Source organism: Psychrobacter sp., from assembly GCF_036731945.1.
Lineage (GTDB): Bacteria > Pseudomonadota > Gammaproteobacteria > Pseudomonadales > Moraxellaceae > Psychrobacter.
The window spans coordinates 31,038-46,880 of the sequence record NZ_DAINDI010000017.1 but is presented as its reverse complement, the minus strand read 5'-3'; the positions used below and the strand labels follow the sequence as shown (position 1 = coordinate 46,880).

General features: G+C 42.5%; 12 protein-coding genes. 8 read left to right on the top strand and 4 right to left on the bottom strand.

The window, feature by feature from the left end:
• Window positions 1-297 precede the first annotated feature (297 nt).
• From hemA to V7D75_RS05245, 4 genes are all read left to right on the top strand, one after another.
• Window positions 298-1,680, top strand: a complete 1,383-nt coding sequence (gene hemA, locus V7D75_RS05260; RefSeq protein ID WP_333613708.1) for a glutamyl-tRNA reductase — start codon at window positions 298-300, stop codon at window positions 1,678-1,680.
• Between the two features lie 606 nt (window positions 1,681-2,286).
• The gene (locus V7D75_RS05255; RefSeq protein WP_333613707.1) at window positions 2,287-3,423 is read left to right on the top strand and encodes an aminotransferase class V-fold PLP-dependent enzyme; all 1,137 of its coding nucleotides are present in this window, start codon (window positions 2,287-2,289) and stop codon (window positions 3,421-3,423) included.
• A gap of 172 nt (window positions 3,424-3,595) precedes the next feature.
• Window positions 3,596-4,033, top strand: a complete 438-nt coding sequence (locus V7D75_RS05250) for a YeeE/YedE family protein (RefSeq protein WP_333613706.1) — start codon at window positions 3,596-3,598, stop codon at window positions 4,031-4,033.
• A gap of 65 nt (window positions 4,034-4,098) precedes the next feature.
• The gene (locus V7D75_RS05245; protein ID WP_333613705.1) at window positions 4,099-4,518 is read left to right on the top strand and encodes a DUF6691 family protein; all 420 of its coding nucleotides are present in this window, start codon (window positions 4,099-4,101) and stop codon (window positions 4,516-4,518) included.
• Window positions 4,519-4,633: 115 nt separating this feature from the next.
• Here V7D75_RS05245 and V7D75_RS05240 read toward each other — a convergent pair whose 3' ends face one another.
• Complete coding sequence (locus V7D75_RS05240; RefSeq protein WP_333613704.1) at window positions 4,634-6,298, bottom strand: AMP-binding protein; 1,665 nt, start codon at window positions 6,296-6,298, stop codon at window positions 4,634-4,636.
• 378 nt (window positions 6,299-6,676) lie between these two features.
• Here V7D75_RS05240 and V7D75_RS05235 point away from each other — a divergent pair, with 378 nt between their 5' ends.
• Window positions 6,677-8,812 carry an FAD-dependent oxidoreductase gene (locus V7D75_RS05235; RefSeq protein ID WP_333613703.1) on the top strand — a complete coding sequence of 712 codons (2,136 nt, stop codon included), beginning with the start codon at window positions 6,677-6,679 and terminating at the stop codon, window positions 8,810-8,812.
• A gap of 193 nt (window positions 8,813-9,005) precedes the next feature.
• On the opposite strand, the gene V7D75_RS05230 is transcribed toward V7D75_RS05235, so the two are convergent.
• Window positions 9,006-9,887 (bottom strand): hypothetical protein, encoded by an 882-nt coding sequence (locus tag V7D75_RS05230; protein WP_333613702.1) that lies wholly within the window; start codon window positions 9,885-9,887, stop codon window positions 9,006-9,008.
• Window positions 9,888-10,436: 549 nt separating this feature from the next.
• Here V7D75_RS05230 and V7D75_RS05225 point away from each other — a divergent pair.
• Window positions 10,437-11,678, top strand: coding sequence for a serine hydrolase domain-containing protein (locus V7D75_RS05225; RefSeq protein ID WP_333613701.1), 1,242 nt, complete (start codon window positions 10,437-10,439; stop codon window positions 11,676-11,678).
• 95 nt (window positions 11,679-11,773) lie between these two features.
• Window positions 11,774-12,406, top strand: coding sequence for a DUF2238 domain-containing protein (locus tag V7D75_RS05220; RefSeq protein ID WP_333613700.1), 633 nt, complete (start codon window positions 11,774-11,776; stop codon window positions 12,404-12,406).
• Between the two features lie 434 nt (window positions 12,407-12,840).
• Here V7D75_RS05220 and V7D75_RS05215 read toward each other — a convergent pair whose 3' ends face one another.
• The gene (locus tag V7D75_RS05215; RefSeq protein WP_333613699.1) at window positions 12,841-13,851 is read right to left on the bottom strand and encodes a PAAR domain-containing protein; all 1,011 of its coding nucleotides are present in this window, start codon (window positions 13,849-13,851) and stop codon (window positions 12,841-12,843) included.
• Between the two features lie 220 nt (window positions 13,852-14,071).
• A complete protein-coding gene (locus V7D75_RS05210; RefSeq protein WP_333613698.1) occupies window positions 14,072-15,091 on the bottom strand; it encodes a lipoate--protein ligase in 1,020 nt (339 codons plus the stop codon).
• A gap of 205 nt (window positions 15,092-15,296) precedes the next feature.
• Between V7D75_RS05210 and V7D75_RS05205 the strand changes: the two genes are divergently transcribed.
• A partial coding sequence (locus V7D75_RS05205; RefSeq protein ID WP_333613697.1) for a hypothetical protein occupies window positions 15,297-15,843 on the top strand: 547 nt, incomplete at its 3' end.

Sequence of the window (15,843 nt, the reverse complement as noted above, 5' to 3'; positions counted from 1 at the left end):
AACACTGGCACTTATTTTAAAAGCCATCACAGCAGTTGATTTATCATCGCCATGCCCTGATACAGACAAATACCATCGCCCAGCGCTGCCTGTTAAATAAAGCCAGCAATAATGATATAATAAGCGCTTTTTAGACGTTCATATTGACAAGTATTAATTAAAGACGTTTTTTCACAGCCAGTTTAGCAAGTGCTGTCTGTGAAAAACTGTTTTTTAGCACTGCTGATTGAATAGGTTTTTTCACATTCTAAAAGCGTTTGGCTGGCAGGTAAACGTTATATTTATGGTCTATCAATAATGAGATTAGTGGTCACTGGGGTCAATCACAAAACCGCACCAGTCGCTCTGCGAGAGCGCTTGGCGCTTGTCGGTGACGATGTGAATATTGCCCTGCAGCAGCTAGAGCGCTTCACCGATGGTAGCGTGATTGTCTCGACGTGCAACCGTACTGAGATTTATGCACTCGTCCCACAAGTCTCATCACTATCAGAATCAGGCATGTCTTTAGCAGCGCAGCAAACTGCTGTCTCGAGTAATAATGCCATTAGTGCGCAGCCTTCTGCCGCGGCAATTAGTGCTCATATTTTAAAAATAAAAGCGTGGCTGGCGGATTTTAAACAGTTACCTTTGGCTGAAATTGACCCTTATCTTTATGTGCACCGTGATACCCATGCGCTGACTCATTGGCTGCGAGTCGCCGCTGGTCTTGACTCGATGATATTGGGTGAGCCGCAGATACTCGGTCAAATCAAACGTTCTGTGCATTTGGCGCAAGACCAAAAGGCGCTTAGCAATCAGCTCGGCTGGATTGTCGATCAAGTATTTGCCGCTGCCAAACGCGTGCGCAACGAAACCAAAGTCGGCGCTCAAGCGGTATCGCTGAGCTATGCGGCCGCCAAATTGGTGACGCAGATATTTGACGATTTGCCCAATCGCACGCTATTGGTGGTCGCCGCTGGTGAGATGAATCGTTTGGTGGCAACCCATATCGCTGGACTTGGGGTCGGGCGAGTCATTATTTGTAACCGCAATCCTGAGCGCGCCGAAGCGTTGGCCGCCGAATTGCATCGACCCGAGCGTAAGGTAGAAGTGAAATCGCTGCAAGAGTTGCCGCAAGTATTGGCAGAGGCTGATATCGTCAGTAGTTGTAGTGGTAGCATGGATATATTGATTGATAAGACCATGACCTTGCGCGCGCTCAAAAGTCGGCGCTATCAGCCGATGCTGATGATTGACTTGGCGGTGCCGCGCGATATCGACTCGACCATTAGCCGTATCGATGATGTGTATTTGTATTCTGTCGATGATTTGCAACACGTGATTGCTGGTAATATTGAGCAGCGCCGGCAAGCGGCGGTCGATGCTGAGCTACTGGTCAGTCAGTTGGTGGTCGAGATGGATCGGCGTTTTCAAGTGCGCCAAGTCGGCAAAGAGATTCAACAATATCGCGCGCGCACCCATGACCAAGTCGATAAGCTGCTGCATGAATCTATCGCTAAGCTGCAACAAGATAACGCCAGCCCTGAAGCTATTATCACTGAGCTATCGCGGCGTTTAACCCAGACGCTGACCCATGCGCCATCGAAGCTGATGCGCAAAGCGGCACGCGAAGGTGATAATGAATTGCTAGATTTTGTGGTCTCGGGATTACAAGACGCGCATCGAGGTCGTCGTCAGTAATCATTACTCCTTTTAATTCACTAATTGTTTTTCTTACTATTTCTCTTAAAACCGTTTCTTTTAAAACTCTTCCTTTTAAAATGGTTTTTCTTTAAAAGTCATAAATTGGCTAAGCTTTCGACTTATGCAAGCTGAGCGTTGTCAACCTGCATTATCGGTGCTAATATCAAGTTGTTATGAGTGTATTAAGTGGCGATAATTTTTGGTTATGTGGCAGCGGTTATTTATAATGAACCTTTAACTAATTGATTTTGGCTTTTTTTCAAAGCTTAATTCTATCAATTGCCTCTTAATATCTTCTCATTTCATGAATTCTCAGTATTGATGATTCAATAGGCTGTCATTCACGGTCTGATAATGGCGCGCCTATCGTCTGTAGTACTGTTTAGAATAGTAGTACTGTTTAAAATAAAAATAAAGCGCACACGACATACTCGTCAACGGCAATAGCGCTAGGATAAAGCGCTATATCGTCAACCCTGCGTCATACTCTCGATGATTACTCGATATGAGTGCCCGATAAATACTATCTATCATAGTATTTGGCTCGTTATCACTAAAATTTGCTAATACCTATATTGCCTAACTATAAACTAGGAGCGTCCTATGACTGCATTACGTCAAGATATTGATCCAAACGGCTTATTAGAATACTCGGTGGTCTATACTGACCGTGCCCTAAACCACATGTCAAAAGTTTTTCAGCAAGTGATGAATGACTTGTCTAGCAACCTAAAGTCAGTCTATAACGCTGATGCGGTGGCGATTGTACCGGGCTCTGGCACTTATGGTATGGAAGCCGTGGCGCGTCAATTGGCCAATGATGAAGACTGCCTGATTATCCGTAACGGTTGGTTTAGCTATCGTTGGACGCAAATTTTAGACAAGGGCAAAATTGCCAAATCCTCGACGGTACTGACGGCCAATCGCGCCGATAGCGGTGATGCGCCAAAGCCGTTTTCTCCAGTTGCTATCGATGAAGCGGTTGCTAAAATCAAAGAAACAAAACCTGCCATCGTTTTTGCGCCCCATGTTGAAACCTCATCAGGCATAATTTTGTCAGAAGACTATATCAAAGCATTGGCCGAGGCCGTTCATAGCGTTGGCGGTCTATTGGTCATTGACTGTATCGCCTCAGGATGCGTCTGGCTTGATATGAAAGATTTGGGCATTGATGTGCTGATTAGCGCGCCGCAAAAAGGCTGGAGCAGCACGCCGGGCGCAGGTCTGGTGATGCTCAGCGATGCGGCTATGCAAAAAGTAGAGAGCACCGAGTCTGACAGCTTTAGCTTAGATTTAAAACAGTGGTTAAACATCATGCGCGCCTATGAAAATGGCGGTCACGCATATCATGCAACCATGCCAACCGATAGCTTACGCCAGTTCCGCGATACCGTTCATGAAGCTAAGGAAGTCGGCTTTGATAAGCTTTGCGAGGCGCAGTGGGAGCTTGGCAAACGTATTCGTAAAGTATTGGTGGACAAAGGCATTGAAAGCGTGGCGGCAGAAGGTTTTGAAGCGCCGGGCGTCGTGGTTGCTTATACTGACCGTGATGACATGCATAAAGGGAGCGCCTTTGCTGAAGCTGGCATGCAAATCGCCGCTGGTGTCCCGCTACAAGTAGGCGAGCCTGAGAACTTTAAAACTTTCCGCTTAGGTCTATTTGGTCTTGATAAATTGACCGACGTTGACGGAGCGGTACAACGTTTTGAAAAAGCGCTTGATGAAGTGTTGGCTAAATAGCTTCTTTATTTTAAAAGAAGGCTTAACCTAACAGAAGCGTTACATCAATACTGAACCTATTAAAAAATAGGTTCAGTATTTTTTTACCTTTTTATTATATTTTATTATATAATATATTTATATAAAACGAATATTAAGTTTGTATTTAATAAAATTGGCTTAGGTAAACATTATGAGTATACAAATAGACTGGTTAGCCTTTACGCCGATATCCTTAATCGGCGGTTTGCTGCTAGGGACATCGACCGTTATCTTATTATTGGGTATTGGCCGTATTGCAGGTATAAGCGGTATCGTGTCAAGCGTACTAAAACCCAAAAATATAGAGATGTGGCAGGGACTGTTTATCGCAGGCCTTATCATCTCGCCTTTACTTTACAGTTTGGTCCGACCTTTGCCTGATATAGAAATCACCACGTCATTACCGCTGTTAATTGGTGCAGGGTTGCTGGTTGGTTTTGGCACGCGTTTAGGGTCAGGCTGTACTAGTGGCCACGGTATTTGCGGTAATGCGCGACTGTCACAACGTTCAATGGCGGCGACAGTGACCTTTATGTTGTTTGGTATTGTGACCGTTTATATCGGTCGCCATGTTTTGGGTTTGATTTAAAAGTCGCATAGACAGCACGTCATTTATAACAGCTTGAATAAACAGATTAAGTATGGGGCAAAATAATGCTAAAAAATATAATTGGACTACTGGCCGGTTTACTATTCGGCTTGGGTCTGCTGATAGCAGGCATGACCGACCCTGCTAAGTTACAAGGGTTTTTGGACGTCTTTGGTGCATGGGATATCTCCTTGGCACTGGTGATGGGCGGCGGTCTGCTAGTGGCCACCATCGGCGTGCAGTTGGCCAAGCGGCAAAAAACCAGCTGGGCGGGCACTTTTATCTTATTGCCAAGTAAGACGGTGATTGATAAAAAGTTGTTAATCGGCGCGATGATGTTTGGTATCGGTTGGGGACTTGTGGGTATCTGCCCAGGGCCTAGTATTGTGTTGCTAGGTACAGGACATTGGCAAGGCTATGTGTTTGCCGCTGCCATGCTGCTTGGTATGATCATCTATCAGTGGCTTGAGCCAAAGCCTGACTGAGAATTGATGACTTAAATGTTAAAAATCATCTATAAAAAAAGGTCCGCCTAACGATATTAGGCTGACCTTTTCTATTCATGTTACTTCCGTATCATTAAAGCTTAACGAAAAAAGCTTATTTAGCGCTAGCCGTAACTTTTGGCGTTTCATGAGCCAATGATTTTGCCGCTTGGCGTAGCTCAAACTTCTGTACTTTACCGGTACTGGTTTTTGGAATTTCAGCAAAGATAATATATTTCGGTACTTTAAAGCCAGCCAAATATTGCTTGCAGTGTTCCATGACATGATCGCGCTGTAAGGTGCTACCAGCATGAATTTCGATAAAGGCCACTGGTACTTCGCCCCATTTATCATGCGGCGCGGCGACGACGGCACAGCTTTGGATTTCTGGCATTTTATATAAGACGTTTTCGACTTCGATACTAGAGATATTCTCGCCACCTGAGATGATGATATCTTTGAGACGATCCATGATTTTGATATAGCCATCAGGGTGTTTAACACCCAGATCACCAGTGCGGAACCAGCCATCGGCAAAGGCTTCTTCGGTGGCTTTACGGCTTTTTAGATAGCCTTTCATCACCATATTACCGCGCAGTGCCAGCTCGCCCATCTCTTCGCCATCAGCAGCAACCCGCTCAGTAGTCCCTTGTTTAAATAGCTCAAAGCCTGTCATCAGATGCGAAGTTACGCCCTGACGAGATTTTTTCTGCGCGCGTCCAGCGACATCAAGCACATTCCATTCTTCTTGCTCAGCACAAACAGTGACCGGACCATAAACTTCGGTGAGGCCATAAACGTGCGAGATATGAAAGCCCATTGCTTCCATAGCGGCGAGCATAGTTTCAGACGGCGGCGCACCTGCGACCCAACCTTTGACTTCATGGTTAATGGCTTCTTTATATTCAGGTTTGCCACCGGCAATCATATTGTGCACCACGGGCGCTGAGCAATAATGGCTGACTTTATATTTGGCAATCAGCTGCAAAATTAAATCAGCGTCAACTTTACGTAAGCAGACGTTGACGCCCGCGCGTTCGGCAATGGTCCATGGGAAACACCAACCATTACAATGAAATAATGGCAGTGTCCATAAATACATCGGGTGCTTGGGCATATCCCAATCTAAAATGTTAGAGACAGCATTGAGCGTGGCACCGCGATGATGATAAACCACGCCCTTAGGCTTACCCGTGGTGCCAGAGGTATAGTTAAGAGCAATAGCATCCCATTCATCGAGCGGTTTTTCCCAATTATCCAAATTGTCTGAGCTGGCGATTAATGCTTCATAGCTCATGCTACCAAAACGCTCGATATCAAGCGCTTTATCTGTCGCATGAATCACGATGAGGTTGGGAAAAGCTTCATCAATAATCTCAGCGTGCTCAGCAAACTCGCTATCTAAAATCAATACTTTGGCTTCAGAATGTTGTAGGCAAAAGGTTAGGGCGTTAATATCAAGTCGGGTATTAAGGGTACAAAGAACGCCGCCTGACATTGGCACGCCAAAGGCACATTCGACCATCGCTGGCGTGTTCGGCATCATCACCGCTACCGTGTCATTTTTATCGATACCCAGTTTGCGCAGACCATCCGCCAATTGACGACAACGGTCATAAGTCTGTTGCCACGTTTGTGTGAGGTTATTGTGTTCTAAATCGTCATAGAGGATAGCGGTTTTATCAGGATAAACCTGTGCGCTACGGATAATAAAATCGATAGGGGTAAGCGGTTGATGGTTGGCCGCATTTTTGCCAAGACCGGTGTGAAAGTCTGTCATGTGGATAGTCCTTTATCGTATTGCGGGTATTCGATGATGCCGATTAAGCGAAGCGGCTATTATAGAAGCCGTTGTCATAAAAACAATTGTCATAAAAACGGTCATTATAAAACACGTTAAATATTGACAACGCTCACGCTATTATAGCCAATTGCCCCAAAAATTGGGCGGGTTTTATGAGGTTTGCTTAATAAAAGCAGTAAAGCCGAGGTAAACATCTGACTGTCTAGGATTGGTATCAAGATAGTGCTCACTCATCAGTCGCTTGTCCGCATAGCTGATGATAATAGCGGTGTGTTACGATAGCAGCAACGCTAAATCCCGTGACTTTTCTGTTTTCAAAACGTAGTTTGATAATTCATTCATAAGGAAAATGATATGACCGCCAGCCGCACTGCCAATACCATTGAGACCGCCAGCACCAACGAGCACTACCCGCATTTATTTGAGCCGCTGGATTTGGGCTTTACCACACTTAAAAACCGCATGGTAATGGGCTCGATGCATACAGGGCTTGAAGACCGTTTTTATAATTACGGTAAACTGGCGGCCTATTTTGCCGAACGTGCGAAAGGCGGCGTGGCGATGATGATTACCGGCGGTATTTCACCCAATCGCGAAGGCTGGTTGCTCCCTGCTGGCGGCACCATGAACACCCGCGCTGACGTCATTAATCATCAACGTGTCACCCGTGCGGCGCATAAATATGACAGCAAAATCATCATGCAAATCTTGCACAGTGGTCGCTATGGTTATCATCCGTTTGCCGTGTCCGCAAGCCCAATTAAATCGCCAATCTCGCCGTTTAAACCGCGTAAAATGAGCATCAAAAATATCGAGCAAACCGTTAAAGACTATGCGCGCTGTGCCAAACTTGCCAAACAAGCCGGTTATGACGGTGTTGAAATTATGGGCTCTGAAGGCTATTTGCTCAATCAGTTTTTATCGCGTCATGTCAATAAACGCACCGATGAGTACGGCGGTGATATCCAAAATCGCATGAAGTTTGCGGTCGATGTGGTCAAAGCAGTTCGCGAAGCAACGGGTGAAGATTTTATTATCCTATTCCGCTTGTCAGTGATCGATTTGGTCAAAGACGGTAACGTCATGGATGAAGTCATTACCGTTGCTAAAGCGCTAGAAGAAGCGGGCGTGACCATTATGAATACTGGAATTGGCTGGCATGAAGCGCGCGTACCGACGATTGTCACTAGCGTACCGCGAGCCGCTTTTGTAGATTTCACTGCTGAAATTAAAAAGCATATCAGCATCCCTATGATGGCAGCCAACCGTATCAATATGCCTGAAACCGCTGAAGAAATCCTCGCCAGTGGTCAGGCCGATATGATTCAAATGGCGCGTCCATTCTTAGCGGATCCGCATTGGGTCAACAAAGCTAAAGAAGGCCAAGCCGATCGTATCAATACCTGTATCGCCTGTAACCAAGCATGTCTTGACCATACTTTTGAAAATAAACGCTCAACCTGTTTGGTCAACCCACAAGCTTGTTATGAGACAGAATTGGTTTATAAGAAGACCAAAAAACCGAAAAAAGTTGCTGTGATCGGTGGCGGTGTCGCTGGCATGTCAGCCGCTCATGTTGCAGCTTTGCGTGGTCATGACGTCACCCTATTTGAAGCAAAAGATATCTTGGGCGGGCAGTTTAATTATGCCAAGGTTATCCCAGGTAAAGAAGAGTTCTTTGAAACCATTCGCTACTATATCAATGAGCTTGAGCACTTAGGCGTTGAGATTAAACTTAATACCAAAGTCGATAAAGATATGTTAGAAAAATCAAAATTCCATCATGTCATCGTCGCAACTGGCGTTGTTCCTAGAAGCCTAAAAGGCAAATTGGAAGGTGCAGATTTACCACAAGTTATTAGCTATGCTGAATTGCTCTCTGGTGAAAAATCCGTTGGCGAGACTGTCGCGGTCATTGGCGCTGGTGGTATCGGCTTTGACGTTAGTGAATATCTAACCGCCAATCATGGGCAGCCATTAGATGAGCTTGGTCCTGAATTGCTAAAAGACCCAAGCTATCGTCCAAAACCGCAGTCAATCAGCGATTGGCGCGAAGAGTGGGGCGTGACGTCTGATACTAACTATCAGGCAGATGGCGGCTTGATTAAACCTGAAGCGATCAAGCCTATCCGTCAAGTGTACTTAATGCAGCGTACCAAAGGTCGATTGGGTAGTGGGCTCAATAAAACCTCGGGCTGGGTACATCGCGCGCACGTTAAATCACACGGCGTCATCCAAGTATCAGGCGCCCAGTATGATAAAATTACCAATGAAGGCATTTGGATTACTAACAACCAAGGTCAAAGCCAGCTGCTCCGTGTCGATAGCGTTGTGGTCTGTGCTGGTCAAGAGTCAGTCGTTGAGCTGATGCCAAACGTTGGTGATGCACCGGACGCGCAATATCATCTAATCGGTGGTGCAAAGCTCGCGGCGGAGCTGGATGCCAAGCGCGCCATTCGTGATGGAGCAGAGGTTGCGGCGAGTATTTGAGGTTTGATTTTTTAAGTTAAATATCAAAGCGGCGAGATAGATTATCTTGCCGCTTTTTTTTTAAAACCATGCTATCAAGTGGTTTCTAAGCTAGTATTTTAATAGAGAAGAATTTATAAACCTTTAATAAAAGATTCTAGCTTCCAGTCCAAGCTTGATTAACCTTGAAAATACAAAATCTGTTAAGTAATATCTACCAATCCATATTTGCACTATTATCACTGACTATATTTAAGTGCTCAATAAGACTTTCCATATTGTTAAGTGATTTCAGAGCATCTTCATAAGTGGAGTCATTAGTGAAAGTAAGAATACTTGGCAAATCACTTCTTATATAAATAATTTCTAAAAAGTCGTCTGAATCCCAGTAGAAATGTATAAAATCTTCTATCGCTTTTATTGCTTCCTTTTCCTCAAATTCGGTATCAGGTTGGATAGAAAATCTTGAACCACTTTTCTGGCTATTCATAAGTAATGGAACAGCACCTACTTTAGAGTGAATCTGAAAAGCTTCACCATTTTTACCAAACGCTCCATGAGCCATATAGTTTCTTATTTGTTTTTTGATCAAAGCTAACTTATCGTAATGTGGTCTAACCAATTTGTCTTGGACATTAAGACATGTTTTAAATTTAGTTGCCCAGTCATCTTGAGCAAGCCGCCCTACATCTGCTCCTGTCAACAAAGAACCCTTTATTATTGCAGCATGAATGAATATATGTTCAGTAAAACTATAAAATGCATCAATTACTGATAGCGCTAACCATTCTGTTTCTTTTTTAAGCTCCTTAGATTCTGCATAAATACTTAAAAATTGTCCAGTAACTAGTGCTTCTTCTGCATCTTTACGAGATATATCCTCTTGAGTTTTTTTCTTATATTCTTTAAGAAAAAAGATGTACCGACTATATAATCTCAGACTAAGATTTAAAACATTTAAATTAGATTGTTTTGCAGCTTCATTTGCGATCCAATCGAAATATGGCTTAGCTACTTTCACAGCGTTATTTATTTTCTTCACAATCTCTTGGCATTCGTTTTCTTGATTTTCCTTGTCTGCTATAAAAAGTCCCATCCCTAGCTTCCTATGTTCTAAAAGATAAGCAGATCCGTTATAATCAATTGGAATCGACCAAGCAACTTTTTCAAATCGACCTAGATTTTTGAAACCAAGTAAGTCAACAAAAAGAAAATATATTAAGTAATAAGGAGGTAGATTTTTCCCCGCGTCTGCTCAAACAGCTTTGAAAAGAAAGTCCTTGTCAGCTCTAGTGCGTTTTTTAACAGCACAATTAATAGGGTTAAGTATTTGTTGAATATTCTCTTTCAAAATATCTATATCATTCGGAAATATCATTTTGTTTCTCAACTTCTAGTTCACTCAATTGTATCTAACTACAAAATATAAAGGTTTTTAGTCATCAAACTATCTCAATTTAGTATAACTAAATATAGTTTTAGTTTTCATGTTTAACTCATTAATTCGCTGGACTAAAGGCCCAGCCTACAATCTAAACTCACTATTCAAAAAACCACCTATCAAACCCTCCTATCCATGCTACGCTAAACCCATCAGTAATACTTAATCGTACTTATTACCTACGCCATAAAAAAGGATTTTATAATGGTAGTGTTAAAGACCCTGTTTAAATGGATCGTTTTGCCTATTATAGCGCTACTCATTATTATCAGCTTGAGCTTAGTAGTGACGGGTAACGCTTATATCTTTCGAGGGCTAAAGCTTACTTATCTTAAAGGTGAAAACACTGCCAATATTGACGATTATGTCGATTTTGATAATCGTACTATCCACGCCAAAGATACTATCGAATGGGAAAAAGTTGCCAACTTTGAGCAGGTCAAACTCACGCCCACCTTGCAAAATGCTTTAAACACCGATGAAACCGTTGCCTTTGCCATTATCAAAGACGGCAAACTGCTGTACGAAAACTACTGGCAAGGTTATAGTGCTGATTCGCACACTAATAGCTTTTCGATGGCGAAGACTGTCACAACGATGCTGTACCTTAAAGCAGTTGAGGATGGTTACATTGGCAGTGTCGATGAGCCAATTATCAAGTGGCTACCTGAATATGCTGATGATAAATACGCGCAGAACTGTACCTTAGCAGATTTCTCGGCGATGACCTCGGGCTATGATTGGACGGAAGATTATTACTTTCCAATCAACCCAACGGCTGAATCCTATTATGGTCATGACTTGGTCAAGCAAATGGTCAATCGTAAGTTTGTAGAAGAATGTGGTGGCCAGTTTGAATACTCATCAGGCGATACGCAAATGCTTGGTATAGCTTTATCGCGAGCGCTTGCGCCGCATGGCTATACTATTTCTAGCTATTTAGAAGAAAATTTTTGGCAACCTCTCGGCATGCAAGGTAATGCTTATTGGTCGCTTGACGGCTCAGAGAGCATCGAAAAGGTATATTGCTGCCTTAATACCAGTGCGTTAGATTTTGCCAAATTTGGACAGTTATTATTAAATGGTGGTGAGTGGCAAGGCGAGCAATTACTTAGTAAAGCACACGTTGATTTTATGATTACGCCAAACGTGGATGCATTCGCAGACGGGCAAGCGCAAGTTTACGGTCATTCGGTATGGACGGATATGGACAGCCCGATTCCTTTTTATGCCATGCTTGGTCACTTAGGTCAGCGCGTATTGGTTCTACCAGAAGAGAACGCGATTATCGTTAGACTCGGTAAACAAAAAGGCTTACCAACACCGGTTGAAGGCTTTAATTTGGAGCCAGATTTGGGTCAATATGTCACTGAGGTGAAGAAGATTTTAAATAATCTGCCAAGAGAGCAGAAAATTGAGTTTATTTATAAGGCAAGTGAGCAATAGCATAACTTACTAAGTCCATCACACATCATTAATAATCAGAAAAATAAGCATAGTGATAAAAGTTTCTATTTTTAACAAGGAATATTAAAACCTTCATGAATCATTCAAATAAAAATAGAGTGCATGATGGCTCGCTTAAGATCATTTGGTTAGTGGTATTTTTTGCGGCGCTGATTTGGTCAGGTATTGCACCTAAAAATTATTTCACTTGGGTTTTGGAAGTTGCGCCCGCGCTGATTGGTTTGGGCATACTAGCCGCGACTTATCAAAGATTTACCCTATCAAGGCTCACGTATTCCTTAATATTGCTGCACTGCATCGTATTAATGATAGGCGGTCATTATACTTATGCTGAAGTACCTCTGTTTGATACTATCGCCAACTGGTTTGGTTGGGAGCGCAATCACTATGATAAATTGGGGCATTTCGTTCAGGGGTTTGTACCGGCAGGGATTGCGAGAGAAATTTTACTGCGCTTAAATGTGGTGAAAAATGAGCGTTGGTTATTGGTCTTTGTGATGTCCGTTTGTTTGGCGTTTAGTGCTTTTTATGAGCTGATAGAATGGTGGGTAGCGTTAGCCATTGGCAGCGATGCAGAAGCTTTTTTGGGCACGCAAGGTTATGTCTGGGATACGCAGTCTGATATGTTTATGGCGTTGATTGGTTCAGCTGTATTTTTAGCTTTTTTTCGAAAATGGCAGAATTCAAGTATCCGTAAATTGACTTAAACGAGCGTAATCCTTGATCAAGCAGTTTTTTGAAACAGTTCAAAAGCTTTGTTATTACCTACAATAACTGAGTCGCCCTCGTAGTAGGCTAGTCCGAATTTGTACATAGTAAATCCCGCCAAGAAATGTTACGACAATTCTTGGGGGGCTTTACTATACATACTTAATTATATTTTTCAAAACTAGGTTATTTAATCTGTTTTAAATATTCCAAGTAGTTAACTAATTGCTCTCTATATTTCTCATTCGATCTAAATTTTGGAGATTCAACCCACTTGTTACGATTATGAATAATGGATTCTAAGGTAAAGTCCTCATAACCAGACTCCGCTTCACAACAAGGACATATTTCATATAATGGGAATTCACCGTCTAGACCCCATGGCAAGAAATCCTCATCATAGTAACCGCATATTTTACAACTGTGTAACTCTCTATTGAGCATGAAAATATTCCAAATTAGTTGAGTAGGGATGTGTGGAAGCATCAGGCTTAAAAATTGTTCGAGGTGCACCATCTTTCGTTTTGACGGCAAATGTGTTTGTTTTCGGATTATATAAAACCGTATCACCATTCTTTCTTGTTTTATTTAAAGTTCCACGCGGAGGGTTACTCACAAACTCTTGAGCATGACGATAGTAGTCATTTTGAGATTTTAGCTCAGGAAATTCTTTGCTATGTTTACTCCAATGCTCTGCTAGGTTTGTATTAGGAGATCTTTTCTTAGTAGAAGTCCAGTCGAAACCTTTTTCAGAGTCTCTGTAGATATTGTTATTACTTAACGCTCGTTTTCGAATCACGTACTGTCCAGCTTTAAGGCTAGTCTTAGCAGATAGAGCACCCCAACCTAGCGGAAATGACATAATATCAAAAACCAATCCCGCTTCATCTCCAATTTTTTGCACACCTTCATGGTATTTCGCACGATCACCATTGACATCTACCCATAGAGAATTAAGACGTTCTTGATAAATTAGTTCTTCAGGAGTACCTGCTCCTGCCCAAAGCCCACTGTCTTTCAATGCTTGTTCAGTAGATACGTCAACCCAAATCCCTAACTCCTCATCAGACATTTCATCTTCAGAATCTCTGTTGTCAGAAGCTGCAAAGTTAGAAAGTACAGTTTCTGGATCAGTTTTAGGAAACACCAAAGGCTCTGCCTGCGCAATACTGCCAACATCAAAGTCAGACTCTGCAAACGCTTGCTGAATCGCAATCAGTTTCGCGCCGCAGCTGGTTACATCACCGCCGCGTGCGATAGGCGCACCATCGACAATAAACGACGGGTCACCACTAACAATAGTAGTGACCTTTTTGCATTTTTTACAGATGACTTTATCGCCTTTACGCGCGACTGCGATACCGTTATGAGTGGTGTGCGGTGAGCCAGAGATGACCGTCCCACCATGAGAGGTCTTTGCGCCGACGGTGATATAGGCTGCCATAGTGCTACCTTGCTTAAATGCCCAAAGTGTAGACTCTTAATTCGAGTTTATTATTTGCCTGACATTATAGATGGCTAGAGCGTTAAATATCAAACTTAAGTTTATCTAAGAGTGTGACTTAGACAGCAAGCCTAATCCACGCAAAGTATAAAGGCGATTAAAATGCTGACGGTAATAAGAAATAGAAACTCTTTACTCACTATAAATAACAAGCAAAAATCTAACCTTCCATCTCACTAGTCAGCCACTTAGACACGTCATCAATTTGTACTTCCAGTTCAGCATGAGCCTTACCTAATTCAGCGAGCTTGGCATTAATCTCATGTTTGTCATATTTAATACCTGTCAATGTGTCTTTTAATAGGTCAATCAACTCAACGTTTAGCGCATCAGAGAAGATAACGACCTCACTGATAACCGCTTGCTTGATGTCCATATGCAAATCAATAATGCCCCAATCAAAGCGCGTCTCAATGTGATGGGTAAATTCAGGGGTTTTACCAAAGCGCCAATCCCAATCTGCCATTTGCTGATAGTATTTATTGAGTGTCGGCTGCTGCGCGAGACTGGCTTCATCCAATTCTTCTATCGGCGTGGTGTCGCCATAATCTTTGTCGCGATAGTATTCACAAAACGCTTCGATAATCGCATCAGATAAAGTCTCGTGATTGATGTCTTCATTAAACTCAACCAAGTTAGCGACGCGCGCACGCACGGACTTGATGCCTTTGGCTTTTAGCTTAAGCGGATGCGGATTGAGATAATCGCCGAGCTTCTGCATATTGGCATTGACCAGTAATGTCCCGTGATGAAAGCTACGATCGGCTGCATGTTTAAAGGCGCTGCCTGATATTTTCTTATCACCGACTTGCATATCATTACGACCAGATAATTCTGCGTCGATGCCCAGTTTCTTTAACGCATTGATGATGATGGTAAAGTTCGCTGCTTGATCGTAGTCGTCTTTGGGCGATAAAAAGGTAAAGTTGGTATTGCCTAAATCATGAAACACCGCGCCGCCGCCACTCTGACGCCGCGCCAAAAATACATCGTCGGCTTCCATCTTATCGATTTTGCATTCCACCCATGGGTTTTGCGAGCGCCCGATGACCACGGTCTCGCTATTGCGCCATAAGAATAGCGTGTGCGAGTCAGGATTGAGCGTATTAAATATCCAATCCTCGGTCGCGAGGTTAAACCAAGGGTTGGTCACGGCAGATTTTAAGATGCGCAGTTTCATCGTTTGTCCTTTTTCTCGAATAATTATTCTAGATTTAGAGTTATCAATAGATAATGTCATTGTTGCCGATGTATGGTTATAATTCAATGGGAGTGTGGTATGGGAGCGGTTTAAGTCTGAGGTTTTAAGAAGTTAACTTATTTTTAGTCTTTCTGATATAATTTTACTGTACCTAAATAAAGAGCTACAAGGTTAAGGAAAATTGATGTCTAAAAATAATCAAATACTGCTTGATGCAATTATTAGTCAAGAAATGGAGGATTTAGGGGAAGATATACCTTTAAGTGAATTCTTTGAGTTTTATTCTGCACTCCAAGTACTAAAGGAAAACGAGTTAAGCTATGACGAAATTAATGCAGGTATTTCGGGTAAAAGCCATGATGGCGGTGTGGACTCCATTTATCTGTTTGTAAATGGTGAAATAATAAAAGAAGATGAAAGTTTAATCGGTAAATATAAGAAAAATGTGGATATTGAGTTAGTTTTAATACAGTCTAAATATGAGAATTCTTTTTCGGAAGAACCTCTTTTAAAGATATCTAGATTATGCAGAAGTCTTTTCGATTTAGATTTTAATCCTGATGATTATATTGGCAGATACAATGAAAAGGTATTAGCAGCATTTGAATTATTTAAAAATACTTATGTTGGTCTAATAACCAAAAAGCCAAAGTTAAAAGTTAGTATTTATTATGTTTCTAAAGGAATTGATTTACATCCAAACGTAGAAAAACAAGGTGCTGGCTTAGAGA

Excerpts from the sequence above, each read along its gene's own strand:
- hemA (WP_333613708.1), top strand. The coding sequence starts at position 298 with ATGAGATTAGTGGTCACTGGGGTCAATCACAAAACCGCACCAGTCGCT.
- V7D75_RS05255 (WP_333613707.1), top strand. The coding sequence starts at position 2,287 with ATGACTGCATTACGTCAAGATATTGATCCAAACGGCTTATTAGAATAC.
- V7D75_RS05250 (WP_333613706.1), top strand. The coding sequence starts at position 3,596 with ATGAGTATACAAATAGACTGGTTAGCCTTTACGCCGATATCCTTAATC.
- V7D75_RS05245 (WP_333613705.1), top strand. The coding sequence starts at position 4,099 with ATGCTAAAAAATATAATTGGACTACTGGCCGGTTTACTATTCGGCTTG.
- V7D75_RS05240 (WP_333613704.1), bottom strand. The coding sequence starts at position 6,298 with ATGACAGACTTTCACACCGGTCTTGGCAAAAATGCGGCCAACCATCAA.
- V7D75_RS05235 (WP_333613703.1), top strand. The coding sequence starts at position 6,677 with ATGACCGCCAGCCGCACTGCCAATACCATTGAGACCGCCAGCACCAAC.
- V7D75_RS05230 (WP_333613702.1), bottom strand. The coding sequence starts at position 9,887 with ATGGGACTTTTTATAGCAGACAAGGAAAATCAAGAAAACGAATGCCAA.
- V7D75_RS05225 (WP_333613701.1), top strand. The coding sequence starts at position 10,437 with ATGGTAGTGTTAAAGACCCTGTTTAAATGGATCGTTTTGCCTATTATA.
- V7D75_RS05220 (WP_333613700.1), top strand. The coding sequence starts at position 11,774 with ATGAATCATTCAAATAAAAATAGAGTGCATGATGGCTCGCTTAAGATC.
- V7D75_RS05215 (WP_333613699.1), bottom strand. The coding sequence starts at position 13,851 with ATGGCAGCCTATATCACCGTCGGCGCAAAGACCTCTCATGGTGGGACG.
- V7D75_RS05210 (WP_333613698.1), bottom strand. The coding sequence starts at position 15,091 with ATGAAACTGCGCATCTTAAAATCTGCCGTGACCAACCCTTGGTTTAAC.